Source organism: Halorhabdus rudnickae (assembly GCF_900880625.1).
Classification (GTDB): Archaea; Halobacteriota; Halobacteria; order Halobacteriales; family Haloarculaceae; genus Halorhabdus; species Halorhabdus rudnickae.
Genome location: NZ_CAAHFB010000001.1, coordinates 1,971,403 through 1,989,050 on the forward strand (window position 1 = coordinate 1,971,403; position 17,648 = coordinate 1,989,050).

Sequence of the window (17,648 nt, forward strand, 5' to 3'; positions counted from 1 at the left end):
AGGGAACTCCAGAAATGGGCTAAGATTCGTTGGCTCGTTTCTCCGGAAATCGAACGTCGATCCATCGATAGGGAATGGTGCCTGGCCCCGATCACCCGAACCGAAATTTTTAATACTCTTTCACCCACCCGTTGTTGTGGTTCAACTGGACACTGCCGTCCGTCTGGGATCTCTCGATATCGCCACTATCGACCGTCTCAGGCCGGAATATCGGATTTGCGGGCGGATCTCCACCTGAAAAGGGGGGCACGAACGCACATGCCAGACACGGACGAAACTGACCTTGACGCGACTGAGACAGACGAGTGGGAGCTCGAACCCTCGGAGCGACCGTCGTCGTTTACGGACCACGACCGCGATCGGGACGGGCAGTTACTCGACGACATCGTTTTCGAGGACGGTAACTCGGAGGCAGACGAAGCCTCACGTGGGTTGTTCGACGACCTCCTGAGCGGGGAGCCCATTTTCGAGAACAAGGAGGTACTACGCCCTTCCTATACCCCGCGGAAACTCCCTCATCGTGAAGAACAAATCAACAACATGGCGACGATCCTCGTCGCCGCGCTCCGGGGCGATACGCCGTCGAACATTCTCATCTACGGCAAGACGGGGACCGGCAAGACCGCCAGCGCAAAGTTCGTCAGTGAGGAACTCGAGCGCACTTCCCAGAAGTACGAGGTGCCCTGTGAGGTCCAGTACATCAACTGTGAAGTGACCGACACTCAGTATCGCGTTCTTGCTCAACTCGCCAACACGTTCATCGAGCAAAACGAGACCCACATCAACGAGCGGATCGACGACCTCCGGGACCTCGCTGACGCCGCCGAAACCGAGTCGAATGCGCTCGGGGACACCGATTTCGAGTCGATTGAAGATGTCGAGGCGGAGATCGACTCCTTAGAGAGCGACCTCGCGGAGTTCGAGGAGGTTCCGATGACCGGCTGGCCGACCGATCGCGTCTACAACACGTTCTTCGACGCGGTCGATTACACCGAGCGCGTCGTCGTGATCATGCTCGACGAGATCGACAAACTCGTCGAGAAGAGCGGTGACGACACGCTGTACAACCTCTCGCGGATGAACTCGGAACTCGAGAACTCGCGGGTCTCGATCATGGGGATCTCCAACGACCTGAAGTTCACCGACTTTTTGGACCCTCGTGTCAAGTCCAGTCTCGGCGAAGAGGAGATCGTTTTCCCGCCGTACGACGCCAATCAGCTCCGGGACATTCTCCAGGCGCGAGCGAACGTCGCATTCAAGGACGGCGCACTCTCGGATGACGTCATCCCTCTCTGTGCGGCCTTCGCCGCTCAGGAACACGGTGACGCCCGGCGGGCACTGGACCTCTTGCGGACGGCTGGAGAACTGGCCGAACGCGACCAGACGGACCTCGTCGCCGAAGATCACGTCCGGCAGGCCCAAGAGAAGATCGAACTCGACCGGGTCGTCGAGGTCGTCCGGACGCTCCCGACCCAGAGCAAACTCGTCCTCTTTGCGATCATTTTGCTGGAACAGAACGGCGTCCACAACATCAACACCGGCGAAGTCTACAACATCTACAAGCGCCTCTGTGAGGAGATCGACGCCGACGTCCTTACCCAGCGCCGCGTCACAGATCTCATCTCAGAACTCGACATGCTGGGGATCGTCAATGCCGTCGTCGTCTCGAAGGGTCGCTACGGCCGCACGAAGGAGATCAGTCTCTCGGTCCCCTTAGAAGAGACGGAGGCGGTACTGCACTCGGACTCGCGACTCGGCGACATCGAGGACGTCCAGCCGTTCATCCAGGCGCGCTTCGACCAGCAGTGAGCGGATCGGACTCGTATTGAGACCGATCAGGACCGACTGCGACTGGCTTCTGTGTTCGTCCACTGTTAGCTTTGGCGTCGCCCTGGCCGGTAAGTAATCGGATCTCCCCCAGGATCGGAACTCGAACTTCGGCGGTCCCTCTGACCCACTCCGGTTTGACTGGGCTGGTGAGCCCCATCACTTGATCGTAACGGTCATTCGCATCTCCCTTCGTGATGAAGCCGGCGTTGGGGGCCGGGCAGTTCGGTAGTTCGCTACAGGAATCTGCAGTCGAAACAAAGCTTGTATCCGCCTTTTCGTACCAGTTTTCACCTTCCTCGACCCAGAACCTCGCCCGGTGGATGATTGGCGTCCGGTCGACACTCCCGTCGGGTTCATAGACGATCACGTCGCCGTATTCCGTGAACATCTGATAACCCGTTTTTTCGCCCGCATGCGTAGTCACGACGGCGGTGTCTCCGTGTGCCCCGGTACCCGGGAACCGCTGTTCGTCCATAACGAACACGAGATCACCCTTCTGGATGTGTGGATCCATGCTGCCGCTCTCGATGGAGACCAGCGGTGGCCAGATGCCGCTGGCGGCAAACAGGAACCCACCGACGGCCGCGACGATGAGGACGCTGCTTGCGATGTCGAACAGGTACAGCACGAGCCCGTTACGGGAGGAGTCGTCCGTCGATCCGCTTCTGGTGGGCGGCGGTCCCCGGTCTGTCCGGAGATCGTCACGAGTTCTCACTCGATCGAAATCGTCTTGGCCCGCTGCTGTCTCTTGATGGCCCGCTGCTGTCTCTTGATCCGGTGAACTTCGGCCCGGTGCCGTCTCTCCATCCGGTGTATCTCGGTTCGAGGAAGTCCCGCGATCGAGTCCATCGGGTGTCCCGGCGGGCTCTCGTTCGACAGGCTGTCGGTCCTGATCCCGTTCTCGGTCAGGTCGTCCGGACGACGGCGGATCGTCCCGTTCGGACGACTGTTGTTCGTCGTGGGGATCACTCATTCGCTCGTCCGTTCCACCCGGACAGTTACAACTCTTCGCTTCCGGTACTGTCTCTTACGGGCCGAACTCGCGCTGTTCGACTCCCACGTTCGAGCGGTACTTCCGGATCGTCACGACAGATCGGTCCGCTTTTCCTGGATTTGATCGTTGACCATACCTGCTGATGGCCGGAGTCCCGTCCGCGGCGACCGCCATGCTTTTGCTGGGGCATTCGCTGTAGACGTAGTGTGCCTCTCAAGACGCCCGCAAGGATCGTCGACGAACTCGCGAGTCGGGGGTACAACGCGGAGCGGGAAGCCGTTACGATCCTCGCGGGGGCAGCCGACACCGAGGCGGCGATCGAACGCGCACTCGAAGCCGTCCCCGAAGGCGCGCTCAAACTCTCTGTCGAACACGCACGCGACGCTGTCGAAACCGAATCACTCGAGTCGAATCCGCCGGCACCCACCGCCCCCGGGGAACCGACGGAATCGTCGTCCGGATCGACGGGTGATCCGACCCCCTCTATTTCAACTGGAAGTAACGACTCGGAATCACTCCATGGCGAAACGAGTTCTCCAGGTGAAACGAAGGGGGTTACGGGCGAACGCGAGGGCGGCAGAGCTCCCACGGAACCGACGATCGCCGGGGACGTGACTGGTCGGTCGACCGGCACCGGCGAGTATTCGGACTTCCTGGCGGTGTTTCGGGACCGCTACGAGCGACTCTCGGGAAAACTCCGGGGGCGGGTCAACCACCGACCGGCGACCGCCGTCGAGTCGATGCCCGGCGGGAGCGAGGCGACGATCGTCGGAATGGTCGCCGACATCCGTTCGACGGCCAGCGGCCACTGGCTGGTCGAACTGGAGGACACTACCGGTACGTTCCCGGCGTTGGTGATGAAAGACCGGGACATCGCCGACCTGGTCGAGGAGTTACTCTACGACGAGGTCATCGCGATCGAGGGAACACTCGCCGACGACGGTGGGATCCTCTTTGCCGACGCGATCCACTTCCCGGACGTTCCCCGCACGTTCGAGCCTTCTACCGCTGACCGGGAAGTCAGTGCGGCGCTGATCAGCGATGTCCACGTCGGCAGCCAGGAGTTCGACGCCGAGGCCTGGAATCGCTTCGCCGAGTGGCTCCACACCCCCGAGGCCGAGCGCGTGGAATATCTCCTCCTCGCTGGCGACATGGTCGAGGGCGTCGGCGTCTATCCCGATCAGGACGAGGAACTCGACGTCGTCGACATCTACGAGCAATACGAGACCTTCGCGGAGCATCTCAAGGACGTCCCCGGGGACCTGGAGATCGTGATGATCCCGGGCAACCACGACGCGGTTCGGCTGGCCGAACCACAGCCGGCCTTCGACGAGGAACTCCGCTCGATCATGTCTGCTCACGATGCGACGATCACGGGGAATCCCTCGACGGTGACCGTCGAGGGTGTCGATATCCTCATGTACCACGGCGTCAGCCTCGACGAGGTGATCGCCGAACTGCCCGAGGAGAAAGCGAGCTACGACGACCCGCACAAGGCGATGGGACAACTCCTGAAGAAACGTCACGTCGCCCCGCAGTTCGGCGGCCACACCCGGATCGCCCCGGAACAACGGGATTACCTCATCATGGAGGACGTCCCTGACGTCTTCCACACCGGCCACGTCCACAAACTGGGTTACGGCACTTACCACAACGTATTGACGATCAACAGTGCCTGCTGGCAGCGCCAGACGAGCTTCCAGGAGAGCGTCAACATCGACCCCGACGTGGGCTACGCGCCGATCGTCCATCTCGACAAACTCGATGAGAGTGACGCCAGTGACTTCCTGACGATCCGGAGTTTCGGGTAGCGTCGGCCGAGCTGCGTTTTCCTGGGCCGTTTCGATACCGGCGAATCTCGACGGCTGTCACCGACGGAGGCGAGTCCAGGTGACGGAACCCCACTTATACAACGTCGGGTGTCGTAGACTCGCTCGCCATGAGCGACGACGACCGCGGATTCCATACGGACGCACTGCACGTCGGGCAGGAAGACCCCGACCCGGCGACTGGGGCTCGGGCCCCGCCGCTGTATCAGACGACGAGTTACGTCTTCGAGGACGCAGAAGACGCTGCCGCACAGTTCGCCCTGGAGAAGGAGGGTCACATCTACTCGCGGCTGATGAACCCGACCAACTCGCTGCTCCAGCAGCGCCTCGCCAAACTCGAGGGCGGTATCGGCGCTGTTGCCACCGCTTCAGGGATGGCCGCGCTCAATCTCGCGACGTTCCTGCTCGCGGACGTCGGTGACAACGTCGTCACCGCCTCGGCCCTCTATGGTGGCACCTACACCTATTACACCCACACGGCCCCCCGCCAGGGTGTCGAGGCGCGCTTCGTCGATACGCTCGACTACGACGCCTACGAGGAAGCCATCGACGACGACACTGCTTACGTCCATCTCGAAACCATCGGTAATCCAGCACTGGTGACGCCTGACATCGAGCGGATCGCCGACATCGCCCACGACCATGGCGTTCCGCTGTTGGTGGACAACACCTTTGCGACGCCGTATCTCTGCAACCCACTCGAACACGGCGCCGATCTCGTCTGGAACTCGACGACGAAGTGGATCCACGGCTCGGGGACGACAATCGGCGGGATTCTCGTCGACGGCGGGTCGTTCCCCTGGGACGAGTACGCCGAGAAGTACCCGGAGATTGCGGGGGACAACCCCGCCTATCACGGCGTCAACTTTCGGGAGCGCTTTGGCGACGCCGCGTTCACTTACGCCGCAATCGCCCGCGGATTGCGCGATCTGGGCAACCAGCAGGCTCCATTCGACGCCTGGCAGACGATCCAGGGCCTGGAGACACTCCCCATGCGGATGGAGCGCCACAGCCAGAACGCACAGGCCGTCGCCGAGTACCTCGAAGACCACGATGACGTCTCCTGGGTCAACTACCCCGGCCTGGAGAGCCACGAAACCCACGAGGAAGCCACGAAATACCTCGATGGCGGCTACGGCGGGATGATCACCTTCGGCCTGGAAGCGGGCTACGAGGCCGCACGCGACACCGTCGAGTCGACGGAGCTCGCCAGCCTGCTGGCGAACGTCGGCGACGCCAAGACGCTCATCATCCACCCGGCCTCGACGACTCATCAGCAACTCACCGACGAGGAGAAGGCTGCCGCGGGCGTCACCGACGACATGGTTCGGCTCTCTGTCGGCGTCGAGGACACCGAGGACATCATCGACGATCTCGACCAGGCGATCACCTGGGCAACGCATTAAGTAGGGCGCTGGGCAACGCGTTGAGTGGGGCGGCCCGTAGTTCTCTGATTCCCGCCCAGCCGCTCCATTGCCGGTTGGACACTCTCGATATCTTTCGATTTCGTGCCTGCACAGAGACGAATATAGGCTGATCAACTGTCGATTTCGATGGCGTCAGACCGCCAGACAAGCACTTCCCCAAATGGGTTATTTAGTTACTTTTCGGAAGGCTCATAGTTACGGTTACACACCCAACAGGTAGGATGCCGGTTATCGACGCCGGAGCTCAGGACAGGGATTCGGGTGGGGATGGGGCGGGCCGTGCCGTCACGGAGATACTGACTACAATCGCCGCGACCACTCCGGCGATCAGGGACGCGCTGGGTTCGCGCCGCCACGCTGTCGGGTCCGTGAATCCGAGTGGCGAGACGCAACTGGCTGCGGACACGTTCACCGACGAGGTACTCGAGGAGCGACTGCTCGCCCTCGGGGGAGTGAGTGCCTACGCGAGCGAGGAGCGAGAACATGTGGTCGGCGACGGCGACGGACTATCCGTTGCGGTCGATCCGCTCGACGGTTCCGGGAACCTCGCCTCGAACAACAGCCTGGGGATCGTCCTCGGTATCTACGATGCGCCCCTTCCAGCTGCGGGCGGCGATCTGGTCGCTGCGGCGGTCGTCACTTTCGGCCCGATAACGGTGATGATCACGGCGCGAAACGACACCGTAACTGAGTATCTCCTTGAAGGCGGGGTACCGACGGTCCTTCGATCCGACGTGTCTATTCCTGACGACCCCGAGATCTTCGCGCTCGGCGGCCGGGAGTGGGAGTGGGACAAAGGCTTCCAGCAATTCGCGAACGAACTACGAGACGAGTACAAACTCCGCTATACTGGTGCCGTGATCGCGGATTTGCCTCGGATCCTCACCAACGGCGGCATCTACGCCTATCCCGCCGTCGAGTCCTACCCGAACGGTAAGCCGCGCCACCAGTTCGAGGCGGTCCCGATCAGCTACATCGTCGAGGCTGCCGGGGGCGGCTCTTCCGACGAGACCGGCTCGTTGCTGCGCTCTTCCGTCGATGAACTCCACGCTCGGACGCCGCTGGCGATCGGCAACGAGTCGCTGGTCGAGCGTTTCGAAGCCTCGCGGTGACTTGTCGCGTAAACGGTCACAACACCCACACTGATCCCGGTCGAGGTTCGTGACATGGATAACTCGGATCTCCCCCTCTTATCGAGACACGTCCCTGCCGGTGGATCGACACGTCGAGGACCCCCTCTCACGGATGACCGTCGCGGAGCAGGTCGCCTAGCTCGAATCCGTGCCGCCACGCTGGATGGATGTCGAGGACGAAAGCGAGATGTCTGCCAGGTCTATACCACCAGCGCCGGCCCCCCAGGCCCGTCCAGTCCAGGAACTGCGGGCCTTCGAGCGCGTTCACCTCGACCCCGGCGAGTCCGCCACGGTCACGTTCGCGATCGACGCCACCCAGCTTGCGTTCCACGACTGTGACATGAACCTGACTGTCGAACCCGGTGAGTACGAACTCCGCGTCGGGTCCTCGGCCGCCGACATCCGAACTATTGGCGATTTCGAGATCGTCGGCGAACCGCGGAAACTCGCCCGGAGTGCCCGCACGTACTTCAGCGAGACTGTACTCGACAGGTAAGCGTCCGCCGTCAGCCTTCTGTTGATTCTTGCCGCTGTTCCGGTCGGTTTTCGGTCAGTGGATGGTCCGTCTCAGGAACTGTTCGATCGCGTCGGGGCCGGCCGGCGGAACGGTGTCGAGAAGTACCTCAGCGGTCGACCCTTCCTCGTCGTGCGCGCTCGCCAGAACGGCCTGGCCCGGCCGCGGCTCGTTCGTCAGCCCATCCATGGCCGAGCGTTCGGACGTCTGATCGAAGACGTGTCCGCGCTCGTCGAGTTCGTACAGCGTCGCGTCGACCCCTCGTTCAGTCAGTGCGTCGTAGAAGCGTCTGCTCTGGCCGATCGGGACGACCTCGTCCGAGCGTCCGTGCATCAGAAGCGTGGGCGGACTATCGGGCGTGGCGTGCGCCTGCGGACTCGCAAGTCTCGCTCTCTCGGGGTTCTCGGCGATCGGTCCGCCGAGCAGGAGCGACTCGACGCTATCCGGACGGTCCGGGAGGTTCCGAAAGTCCATGACGGGGTACCAAGCGACGAGGGCCTGGACCGCACCCGATCGCTCTGGGGCGACCTGCTTTTCGACTGCCTGCGTCGGGTACGTTTCCCCTTCGAGGTCCGCGACATCCTCGAGCGTGGCGGCGAGACTGGCCAGGTGTCCCCCCGACGACGCTCCCCAGACGGCGATGTCCCCGGCGTCGAACCCGTAGGTTCCCGCGTTGGCCCGCAGCCACCTGATCGCCGCCTTCACGTCGAGGATCTGGTCGGGAAAGATGCCGTTCGGCGTCGGGTTGTCGGGGTCCGGACGAAATTCGGGGTCGGCACCTGCGGGGATCGGCGCGAGGCGGTAACTCACGCTCGCGAACGCGACACTCCACTCGGCCGCGTACCGGTCGAGATCGGGTGCGTTCTCGCGCGTCTCCATCACCCAGCCACCACCGTGGACGTAGACGCAAAGCGGCGGTTTTCGGTCCGTCTCGGGGACGTACAGATCGAGTTTCATCGCGCCCGCATCGCGCTGGGCGTACGTGACGCCTTTCTCGATCCTGACGGACGGCAGACCCTCGCGCTCCGCGGCGTCGGCCCCCGTCACAACACGCCCTCCGCCTCGAGGACGTCGTGTAATTCGTCCATCGACTCGACCACCACATCACAGGCCGGTCCGACGGCCGGTTTCGGGTCGAATCCGACGGCCAGCCCGGCGACCTCCAGCATCGGCAGGTCGTTGGCGCCGTCGCCGACGGCGATCGTCTGGTCCATTTCGACGCCGTATGCCTCGGCGAGGTCCGACAGGGCGTCGTCTTTGGTGCCCTCGATCAGCGGTCCTTCGACCTCTCCCGTGAGCTGTCCATCCGCGACGGGCAGCCGATTCGAGACGATCCGGTCGACCGAGACATCGGCGTCCTCGAGGGCGGCGTCGACCCCGCGCTCGAATCCCCCGGTCAGGACCGCCGTCGTCACGCCGGCATCGTTCAGCGCCCCGATCACGTCGGCTGCACCGGGTCGGAGCTGAACCCGCGAAAAGGCGTCTCGGGTCGCTTCGTCGTCCAGCCCTTCCAGCAACGCACACCGCTCCCGAAGGCTCTGGGCGTACTCGATCTCGCCGGCCATTGCGCGCTCGGTGATGGCATCCATCTTCTCGACGACGCCGACCTTCTCGGCCAGAAAGGTCGTCATTTCGTCTCCGGAAAGCGTCCCGTCGAAGTCGAAGGCGACTAGCATAGCTTCGGGTTTGCGAGCCATCCTTTCAAAAGGCGCGGTTCGACGGAGTGGTCTTCTCGGTCGTCGCTTCTCGCCATCCACTACTCGCTCAAGGCCCCAGTGCCCTGTGGGTCGACGGGGGTCCCGACCAACAACCCGACCCTCTCAATCGTGGTCGTTCCGGCCCGGCCAATATTGCGTCACGCCGAAGGAATTTGTCGCCTGCCTGCCTCACCCGGTACATGGAACCGAAAACCTGTGTCGTGACGGGCGCATCGCGCGGCATCGGGCGTGGGATCGCCGAGCGATTCGGCGAGGCTGGGTGCGAAGTCGCGGTGAATTACCGGAGTTCAGCGGAAGCCGCCCGCGAGGTCGTCGAAACGATCGAAGACGCCGGCGGGTCAGCACTCGCCGTCCAGGCCGACGTGACCGAACCTGACGAGGTCGAGCAGATGGCCACGGAGGTCCAGGACGCCTTCGGACCGGTCGACGTGCTGGTCAACAACGCCGGGATCAACCAGGACGTCTTCTTCAAGGAGATGAGCCACGAGGAGTGGGACACGGTGCTGGATGTTCACTTGGACGGGACGTTCCACTGTACGCAGACGTTCTACGACGACATCGCCGCAGCCGAGGACGGGCGACTGATCAACATCTCAAGCATCGTCGCCAAGGGCGGCAACCTCGGGCAGGCCAATTACGCCACCGCCAAGGCCGGCATCTTCGGCTTTACCCGCACCCTCGCCCAGGAACTCGCTCGCGAGGGATCGACGGCCAACTGCGTCGCACCAGGGTTCATCAAGACGAGCATGGTGACGGACCTGCCGGATTCGATCATCGAACAGGTCGAGGCGGACACGCCGCTTGGCCGGATCGGAGATGTCGAAGAAGTCGCCGACGTGGTTGCCTTCCTCGCCAGCGAGCGCTCGTCGTTCATCACCGGCGAAATCATCGACGTCAACGGCGGCATGGATCTCTAATCCACTCCACTCGGTACCGTGGGCGACAGCCGACGGAGCACCCCGTCCGGGACGCTATCTGCCCGTCCCGAGCAGTGATCGTTCGAACAGACCCTCACAATCAGCCGTCTCGCTGGAGCAGCCGACACGAACCGGGATCGATGCCAAGGGTGACGGGCGTGCCCACCGTGAGTCCGTCGGCTGCGGATCGGTCGATCCGTACCCGGAGTGGTTCCCCACCGCCCCACTCGCACGTACAGACTGCACCGGTCGGCCGAACCGCGATCGAGGCCACTCGCGCCTCGATCGCCATCGCGGGATCATCTGGATCGACGGTCAGATCGGCCGGTCGGACCGCGAGGACAACCCGGTCGGCATCGGTCTCCGCCGGGACGACCAGTTCGGTCGGGCCGATGTCCACGCGGGTTCGCTCTGTTGCCCGTCCGCGGACGATCCCTTCGATGGCGGTCTGAAAACCGATAAACTCCGCGACGGTGGGGCTCGCGGGGGCGTCGAAGATGGCTTCGACCGGACCGGTCTGGCCGATCGTCCCTCCATGCAGGATCGCCAGGCGATCGCCGACTGTCATCGCCTCCTCGCGGTCGTGAGTCACGTACAGAACCGGGACATCGAGAGCAGCGAGGACGTCCCGGAGTTCGAGACGGAGTCGTCGTCTGATCGGGGCGTCGAGGCTCGCCAGCGGTTCATCGAGCAACAGTGCGTCCGGATCGGCGGCGAGCGTCCGCGCGAGGGCGACTCGCTTCCGTTCGCCTCCCGAGAGTGTCTCCGGTGCCCGGTCGAGCAGGTCCGCGATGTCGAGGCGACGAGCCACCGCAGGCACGTCCCGTCCGGGGGCAGCTCCGAACGCCAGGTTCTCGCGGACGCTCAAGTGGGGGAACAGCGCCCCGTCCTGGAACACTAATCCCACGTTGCGATCCTCGGGGGGATGGCCGTCGAGTCGCTGCCCGTCGAGGACGATCGTGCCGCTTTGCAGACTCTCGAAGCCAGCGATCGCCGCCAGTAGCGTCGACTTGCCTGCCCCCGAGGGACCGAGCACGGCCGTCACGCCGGGGTCGACTGTCAGCGCGAGTGGGCCGATCGTCGTCTCGGGATAATCGACCGTCACATCGGTGATCTTCAGTGTCATGTATCGAACCCGATGGACTGGCCGACGTACTGCAGCGCCGCGACGACTCCCAGTCCGGCAGTCAGGAGTACGACGACCAGCGGAGCCGTCGCCTCGACTCCGCCCGCGATGTAGGCGGTCCAGATCTGGGTCGGCAACGTCCGTGGCTGGTAGGCGACCATCATTGTCGCGCCGAACTCCCCGAGTGCCCGCCCGAACGTGAGCACGACCCCGGCGAGGATCGGCCCGCGAGCAAGCGGCAGCGAGACCGTCCGGACGGTTTCGATCGGTCCCTTCCCGAGGTTACGGGCGGCCCGTTCGATGTCCTCGTCGATCGCGGCGAACCCCGACCGGGCGGTCACGACCAGAAACGGCGCGGCGACGAACGTCTGGGCCACGATGACGCCGAGATACCCACCTGTCAGGTTGACGCCGAGGGCTGCCGCCGCGCCCCCGATGGGTGTGTATCGCCCGACGACAGTCAGCAACATCGTGCCACCAACCACTGGCGGCGTCACGAGGGGGAGCACGACGAGTGCCTCCACCAGGCGCTTGCCGGGGAACCGTTCGTGGGCGAGTACGTACGCCAGTGGGACGCCAAACAGCGTTGCCACCAGCGTCGCGACCGGTGCAGTCAGCAGTGAGACTCGTACTGCCGAGAGCACGTCGGGATCGGTAAACGATCCGAGGTCGGGGAGGCCGACGACCACGAGAAACGACAGGACCGGAACGACCAACACTGCGGCCAGGAGTCCACCGACGACTCCGAGGGCGAGTCGCTGGGTGCGTGCGTTGGGCCACTTCCGGTCCGGCCCGACCCGTAACTTCCGGAGGCGATCGGCGTAACTCACTGTGACCACCTGAGAGTAGACGTCTCACTCATGGGAGTACCCCCTCGGGCACAGATCCGTGGCCACGGGGGACAGACTCGGGCACGACGAGGCCGTTATCGGTGAGCAGATCGGGGCGCTCCGCGAGAAAGCCGACGAACGCCCGGCCGGCCTCGGGACGGGAGGCATCCCCTGGAACCGTCGCGTTGTAGACGATCGGCGTCCCCACGATCGTTCGTCCCTCGTCGCTCGTGTAGGACGCCTGTGCGTAGTGGTCGGCCAGCGTCGGTTCGGCAAAGTTCAACTCGGGTGGCAACGTGTGGGCGGCCAGTCCGTGATCGACGGCCATATTCCGGTAGGCTATCGCGGCCGCCCGATCGCCGGCTTCGACGCCCGCCAGCAACTGTGCTTCCCCGGGATCGACAGTCGTGTTTGCCCGCAGGCGCGCGGCTAGCTCGGGCCGGTCGTAGTACCGCGCGGCAAGTTCGAACAGCTGGACGGCGCGGTACCCCAGTGGATCCAGATCCGGATCAGTCCGCCCGACCGCCGCGTCAGTGCTCGTTAGCACGTTGTCCCATCGCTCGCCCGAATCGAGCCGCGATCCGAGCTGTGTTCGGGGGTCGTACGCGATGACGACGGCGTTCGAGGCGAACGCCACGTCCCAGGTGGTGATTTCGGGCTGTAGACGCTCCCGGAGCAGCGAGGCGTCGGCGCTGACGACTACGTCCGGGCGTTTCTGTTCGTCCGCGACCATTCGCATGACTGCGTTGGAGCCGTGGAACTCCCCCTGGTAGTCGTAGGCCGAATGCTCCCCGAACGCCGGCCCGACCACGTTCTCGAACACCCTCGCCAGGCTCCCCGCCGCGAGGACCGACGCGGTCGGATCACTGGATCCGGGACAGCCCGCCAGCGCTCCCGCCCCGACCCCAGCGACGCTCGCGAGAAACGCCCGGCGGGTGATGGTCACCGGACGGGTTGGCTCTGCCGGTGCTGGCGTCTGTTGGCCCATCGATTCTATCCCGTCGATATGCCCGACTGGACATAACGGTTGTGCCGAACGCAGTCGGTGCGAGACTGGTCGCTGCCAGCGAGTGGTTCCAGGGGTCAGAGTGTGGCTCTGTCCCAGTCGCCGACAGGGCTATGCGTCGCCCCGGAGAAGCGGGGATATGGACGCGGGCTTCGAGGCCCATCTCCGAATCGACGGCGTGAGCTTCGACGCGTCGGACGCAGCACTGCTTGCCGCGATCGACGAACACCGGTCGCTGAACGCGGCGGCCGAGGCGCTCGGTCGATCCTACTCGCGGGCCCACGATCGCCTGAAAGAACTGGAATCGGTCCTGGGATCCCTCGCCGAGCGCAGCCGGGGCGGCCGCCAGGGTGGCGGCAGTGAGCTCACCTCGAAGGGCCGGGATCTGCTGGATCGGTTCGACCGCCTTCAGGCGGTTCTTTCGGACTCGGCTCGGACCGACGAGGTGGCTATCGAGGGCCAGGTTCGGGACCGTGACGGGGAACTGGCCACTGTCGAGACGCCGGCCGGGACGGTCCGGGCGTTGCTGTTCGAGGACGTCACTGCGGTCGAGGTGCTGTTCCGGGCTGACGCCATCACGCTCCACCGCCCGGAGACATCTCCGTCGGCCACTGATACCAGCGCTCGAAATCGATTCGACGGCATCGTCGAGCGCGTCGCGTCGGGCGAGGCGATCGCTCACGTCGACGTCGCGGTCGCCGCCGATCTGACGCTACGGGTGACCGTCACTCAGGATAGCATCAGTATGCTCGAACTCGAATCGGGGACGCCGGTCGTCGCGTCGTTCAAGGCGACCGCGACCCGCGCGGTCCCGCGTTGATCGCCCGCCAGTGCCGGCCCGGACACCGAACGACCAGAGCGGTATCGTCCCTCACGATACCGTGCTGGGGACTGGCCTCGCCTGCCGGCTCACTCCTCAGCGGGCAGGAACGGTGCGGGGTCGTCGTGACGCAATTCGACGTACTCGTCGTTCAACCGGCGACAGAACAGTCGGATCTCCCCCGCGGTCCGGACGGCCTGCAACGTCTCGCCGGCCTGGGTCCGGTCGTAATAGGCCGGGATCAACACGGCGACGTTCTCGGCAGGGGCCCGCTCGACGATCAGGAGGTAGACCGTCGATCCGTCGCTCGCACGGAAGACTTCGACTTCCCTGAAGGTGTAGGCGTCGGTGAGTGTCTCCAGGTCCTCGTACTCCGGGCCGGACAACAGGACATCCAAACCGGTCCGGGACTCGTTGTCCACGAACACTGAATCCCCCGGGTGAAGCTCCAGTGTCTCCCAGTCTTCCGACCGGTAGGACTCGGCGGTCGCCGCCTGCTCGTCCAGGACGGCCTGCCAGCCGTCGCTTGCACGGACGTTCCGCGGGACTCCGTCCACCGTCGGATCGTCGGTCGCTCCATCCAGTGACTCCTCGTTCGCCCTGCCGGGCGGGTCGTCGTCCGCCGAACCGTTGGGCATGTGCCTACACGGACGGTCGTGGGGAAAAACATTGCTCGTCCGCTCCCGCAAGGTATTTTTCCGCCGCTCTGCCAACTCTTCTCAGTGACCGATCTCCTATCGATCTCGAACCTGCGGACACAGTTCGAGACGGAACGTGGTACCGTCAAGGCCGTCGACGGGATCGACCTGTCGATCGCGGAGGGCGAGACGGTCGGTCTGGTCGGCGAGTCGGGCTCCGGAAAGAGCGTCACCGCTCTCTCGACAATGGGCCTGGTCGACGATCCGGGTGAGGTTACGGCCGGCAGGGTCACCTTCCGGGACGACGCCCTCGCGACGGAGTTCTTGGCGACCGACAGGTCCGCTCTCGTCCCCTACCCGTCGGAACCTATCGGAACCATTCGAGACTGCGTCGACACTCTGCGGACCGACGGTCGTGTCGAGGGACTCACTGAGCGACTGCGTGGGACGCTGGCCGACCTTGGGGACGATCCCCATGATCTGACGGAAGCGGTCAGGACGTCGGTCGACGACCTCGCGGCGGAGTCCGATCCGACGGCTGTCGCCGCCGATCTCGACGCCGCGATCGAGTCAGCCGCTTCGGGCTACGTCTACGTCGACGACGCCGCCCGCGAACGGCTCCGATCGGGGGCCGATCCCGCGGATGTAACAATCGAGACAGGGATCGTCGACCTGACAGCCGCCCCGGAGTCTGCGATGCGGGAGGTCCGTGGCGGCGAGATGGGGATGATCTTCCAGGACCCGATGACGTCGCTGAACCCCGCGGTGACCGTCGGCGAGCAGGTCGCCGAGTCTCTGCGCCTCCACCAGTATGGCGGGAGCAAGCCGGACACCTGGCTCAACGGCATCCGGGAGATCCTCCCGAAACTCGGCGGCCGTGAGTACGACGAGGAGGTGGCCGCCGAAGTCATCGAGATGCTTGACGAGGTGGGTATCCCCGAAGCCGCCGCCCGCGCCGAGGAGCACCCTCACGAGTTCTCCGGCGGCATGCGCCAGCGCGTGCTGATCGCGATCGCGCTGGCCTGTCAGCCGGATCTGCTGATCGCCGACGAGCCCACGACCGCCCTGGACGTGACCATCCAGGCCCAAATCCTCGATCTCATCGACGATTTCCAAGACGAGCTCGGGATGTCGGTGCTGATGATCACTCACGACCTGGGGGTCATCGCCGAGGTCTGTGATCGTGTCGCGGTGATGTACGCCGGCGAGATCGTCGAGGAGGGACCCGTCGAGGAGATCTTCCACGATCCCAGCCATCCCTACACTTACACGTTGCTGGAATCGATCCCGACCGAGGACACCGACCGGCTGACCCCGATCGAGGGCAACGTCCCTGACCTCATCGACATGCCCGAGGGATGTCACTTTGCGCCGCGCTGTCCCTGGGCCGAGGAGGCCTGTCGCTCGGGTGAGATCGACTTCCGCCAGCACGGTCCTGGGGACATCGATCACCGCTCGAAGTGCATTCTGGAGGACTTCGACCGCGACGAGTACGGCACTGCGGGCGTCGACTCCGAGACCCACACCGAGATCGGCGACGTGCTACTCGAAACCGAGGACATGTGTAAGTACTACCAGCAGGATTCCGGGCTCCTCGATCGGGTGTGGGGGAGCGGTACACCTAGCGTCAGGGCCGTCGACGGGATCGATCTGACTGTCCGGGAGGGCGAGACCCTTGGGCTGGTCGGGGAGTCCGGCTGTGGCAAGTCCACGGCTGGCCGGGCGCTGTTGTCCCTCGATCCGCCCACCGACGGCCGGGTCGTCTTCGCCGGCGACGATCTGGGTAACCTTTCGAAGGCTGAGTTACGCGAGCGTCGCAAGGACATGCAGATGGTCTTTCAGGACCCGATGTCGAGTCTCGACCCCCGGATGACGGTCGGCCAGACGATCATGGAGCCGCTGAAGATCCACGACCTCGCCGAGGGGCAACGCCGCGAGCGCGTTGTCGAACTGATGGAGGCTGTCGGGCTGGAACCGGGCCAGTACGATCGGTACCCACACGAGATGTCCGGCGGCCAGCGCCAGCGGGTCGGCATCGCTCGCGCGCTGGCGGTCGATCCGGATTTCATCGTCGCCGACGAGCCCGTTTCGGCGCTGGACGTCTCCGTCCAGGCCCAGATCATCAATCTCATGGAGGACCTCCAGGAGGAGTTCGGCCTGACCTACCTCTTTATCGCCCACGACCTCTCGGTCGTCCGTCACATCTCCGATCGCGTCGCCGTCATGTATCTCGGCAAAATCGCCGAGGTCTCCGAGACCGAGGCGCTGTTCGAGAACCCCAAACACCCCTACACCCGGGCGCTGCTCTCTGCTATCCCCGAACCCGATCCGCTGGCCGACACCGACGATCGGACGATTCTCAAGGGCGATGTTCCCTCGCCGATCGACCCGCCCTCGGGGTGTCAATTCCGGACGCGGTGTCCGGCAGTCATCCCCCCGGAGGATCTGGATATCGACCAGAAGCGTTTCCGGGAGTTGATGTTCTACCGCCAGCGCGTCGAGGACCGCGACATCGACCTCGACGCGCTCCGGGAAGAGGCCGCGGTCGTCGGAGCCGGCGGTGCCGGGACCGGATCGGAGGCCGTCCCGGACGGCGGCGAGGACCTCCGGGCGATCATCCTCGAGCAGTTCTTCGAGGGGCCGCTCCCGAGCGAGGTCAGGGAGACTGTCGAGCAGTCCGTCGATCACCTTCGCGACGGCGACTGGGCGGCCGCCGCCGATCTTCTCCGGGAGTCCTTCGGGACCGTCTGTGAACGCAAGGAACCGGCGCTCCCCGAAGACGATGCCCACCCTGCCGCCTGTCATCTTCACACTGCCGTGGACGAATAGTCAGTAACGTCCGGCGCTACCTGGTTTATTGTTGCCG

At 64.4% G+C, this 17,648-nt stretch carries 15 protein-coding genes; 8 read left to right on the forward strand and 7 right to left on the reverse strand.

The window, feature by feature from the left end; translation table 11 throughout:
• Nucleotides 1-258 precede the first annotated feature (258 nt).
• Complete coding sequence (locus tag BN2694_RS09970; RefSeq protein WP_135664674.1) at nucleotides 259-1,809, forward strand: Cdc6/Cdc18 family protein; 1,551 nt, start codon at nucleotides 259-261, stop codon at nucleotides 1,807-1,809.
• Here BN2694_RS09970 and BN2694_RS09975 read toward each other — a convergent pair.
• Entirely contained in the window at nucleotides 1,781-2,803 is a 1,023-nt protein-coding gene (locus BN2694_RS09975; protein ID WP_135664677.1) for a S26 family signal peptidase, read from the reverse strand. The genes BN2694_RS09970 and BN2694_RS09975 overlap by 29 nt on opposite strands.
• A 227-nt stretch (nucleotides 2,804-3,030) precedes the next feature.
• On the opposite strand from BN2694_RS09975, the gene BN2694_RS09980 reads away from it, so the two are divergent.
• The 4 genes from BN2694_RS09980 to BN2694_RS09995 all read left to right on the forward strand — a co-directional run bounded on the left by BN2694_RS09980 (nucleotide 3,031) and on the right by BN2694_RS09995 (nucleotide 7,709).
• The gene (locus BN2694_RS09980; protein ID WP_135664680.1) at nucleotides 3,031-4,635 is read left to right on the forward strand and encodes a DNA-directed DNA polymerase II small subunit; all 1,605 of its coding nucleotides are present in this window, start codon (nucleotides 3,031-3,033) and stop codon (nucleotides 4,633-4,635) included.
• 128 nt (nucleotides 4,636-4,763) lie between these two features.
• Nucleotides 4,764-6,059 carry an O-acetylhomoserine aminocarboxypropyltransferase/cysteine synthase family protein gene (locus tag BN2694_RS09985; protein ID WP_135664684.1) on the forward strand — a complete coding sequence of 432 codons (1,296 nt, stop codon included), beginning with the start codon at nucleotides 4,764-4,766 and terminating at the stop codon, nucleotides 6,057-6,059.
• A gap of 242 nt (nucleotides 6,060-6,301) precedes the next feature.
• On the forward strand, nucleotides 6,302-7,192 hold the full coding sequence (locus BN2694_RS09990) for a class 1 fructose-bisphosphatase (RefSeq protein WP_135664687.1): 891 nt from the start codon (nucleotides 6,302-6,304) through the stop codon (nucleotides 7,190-7,192).
• 184 nt (nucleotides 7,193-7,376) lie between these two features.
• Nucleotides 7,377-7,709: a fibronectin type III-like domain-contianing protein gene (locus BN2694_RS09995; protein WP_244605396.1), complete on the forward strand. Its 333-nt coding sequence runs from the start codon at nucleotides 7,377-7,379 to the stop codon at nucleotides 7,707-7,709.
• Nucleotides 7,710-7,763: 54 nt separating this feature from the next.
• On the opposite strand, the gene BN2694_RS10000 is transcribed toward BN2694_RS09995, so the two are convergent.
• Both BN2694_RS10000 and serB read right to left on the reverse strand, forming a co-directional pair.
• Complete coding sequence (locus BN2694_RS10000; protein WP_244605397.1) at nucleotides 7,764-8,774, reverse strand: alpha/beta hydrolase; 1,011 nt, start codon at nucleotides 8,772-8,774, stop codon at nucleotides 7,764-7,766.
• The gene (gene serB, locus BN2694_RS10005; protein ID WP_135665544.1) at nucleotides 8,771-9,403 is read right to left on the reverse strand and encodes a phosphoserine phosphatase SerB; all 633 of its coding nucleotides are present in this window, start codon (nucleotides 9,401-9,403) and stop codon (nucleotides 8,771-8,773) included. The genes BN2694_RS10000 and serB overlap by 4 nt, the downstream gene beginning before the upstream one ends.
• A gap of 221 nt (nucleotides 9,404-9,624) precedes the next feature.
• Between serB and BN2694_RS10010 the strand changes: the two genes are divergently transcribed.
• Nucleotides 9,625-10,362, forward strand: coding sequence for a beta-ketoacyl-ACP reductase (locus tag BN2694_RS10010; protein ID WP_135664690.1), 738 nt, complete (start codon nucleotides 9,625-9,627; stop codon nucleotides 10,360-10,362).
• A gap of 100 nt (nucleotides 10,363-10,462) precedes the next feature.
• Here BN2694_RS10010 and BN2694_RS10015 read toward each other — a convergent pair whose 3' ends face one another.
• Genes BN2694_RS10015 through BN2694_RS10025 form a run of 3 tightly spaced genes read right to left on the reverse strand, consistent with a single transcriptional unit; the run spans nucleotide 10,463 to nucleotide 13,306 of the window.
• On the reverse strand, nucleotides 10,463-11,488 hold the full coding sequence (locus tag BN2694_RS10015) for an ABC transporter ATP-binding protein (RefSeq protein ID WP_135664692.1): 1,026 nt from the start codon (nucleotides 11,486-11,488) through the stop codon (nucleotides 10,463-10,465).
• Entirely contained in the window at nucleotides 11,485-12,318 is an 834-nt protein-coding gene (locus tag BN2694_RS10020) for an ABC transporter permease (RefSeq protein ID WP_210408937.1), read from the reverse strand. Before BN2694_RS10020 ends, BN2694_RS10015 begins: the two co-directional genes overlap by 4 nt.
• 28 nt (nucleotides 12,319-12,346) lie before the next feature.
• Nucleotides 12,347-13,306 (reverse strand): extracellular solute-binding protein, encoded by a 960-nt coding sequence (locus tag BN2694_RS10025; RefSeq protein ID WP_135664695.1) that lies wholly within the window; start codon nucleotides 13,304-13,306, stop codon nucleotides 12,347-12,349.
• 157 nt (nucleotides 13,307-13,463) lie between these two features.
• Here BN2694_RS10025 and BN2694_RS10030 point away from each other — a divergent pair, with 157 nt between their 5' ends.
• Complete coding sequence (locus BN2694_RS10030) at nucleotides 13,464-14,144, forward strand: TOBE domain-containing protein (RefSeq protein WP_135664698.1); 681 nt, start codon at nucleotides 13,464-13,466, stop codon at nucleotides 14,142-14,144.
• An 89-nt stretch (nucleotides 14,145-14,233) separates the two neighbouring features.
• Here the strand turns inward: BN2694_RS10030 and BN2694_RS10035 are convergent, their stop codons facing one another.
• The gene (locus BN2694_RS10035; RefSeq protein WP_244605398.1) at nucleotides 14,234-14,782 is read right to left on the reverse strand and encodes a DUF7529 family protein; all 549 of its coding nucleotides are present in this window, start codon (nucleotides 14,780-14,782) and stop codon (nucleotides 14,234-14,236) included.
• A gap of 84 nt (nucleotides 14,783-14,866) precedes the next feature.
• Between BN2694_RS10035 and BN2694_RS10040 the strand changes: the two genes are divergently transcribed.
• Nucleotides 14,867-17,611 carry an ABC transporter ATP-binding protein gene (locus tag BN2694_RS10040; protein ID WP_135664701.1) on the forward strand — a complete coding sequence of 915 codons (2,745 nt, stop codon included), beginning with the start codon at nucleotides 14,867-14,869 and terminating at the stop codon, nucleotides 17,609-17,611.
• The last annotated feature ends 37 nt before the right edge of the window (nucleotides 17,612-17,648 follow it).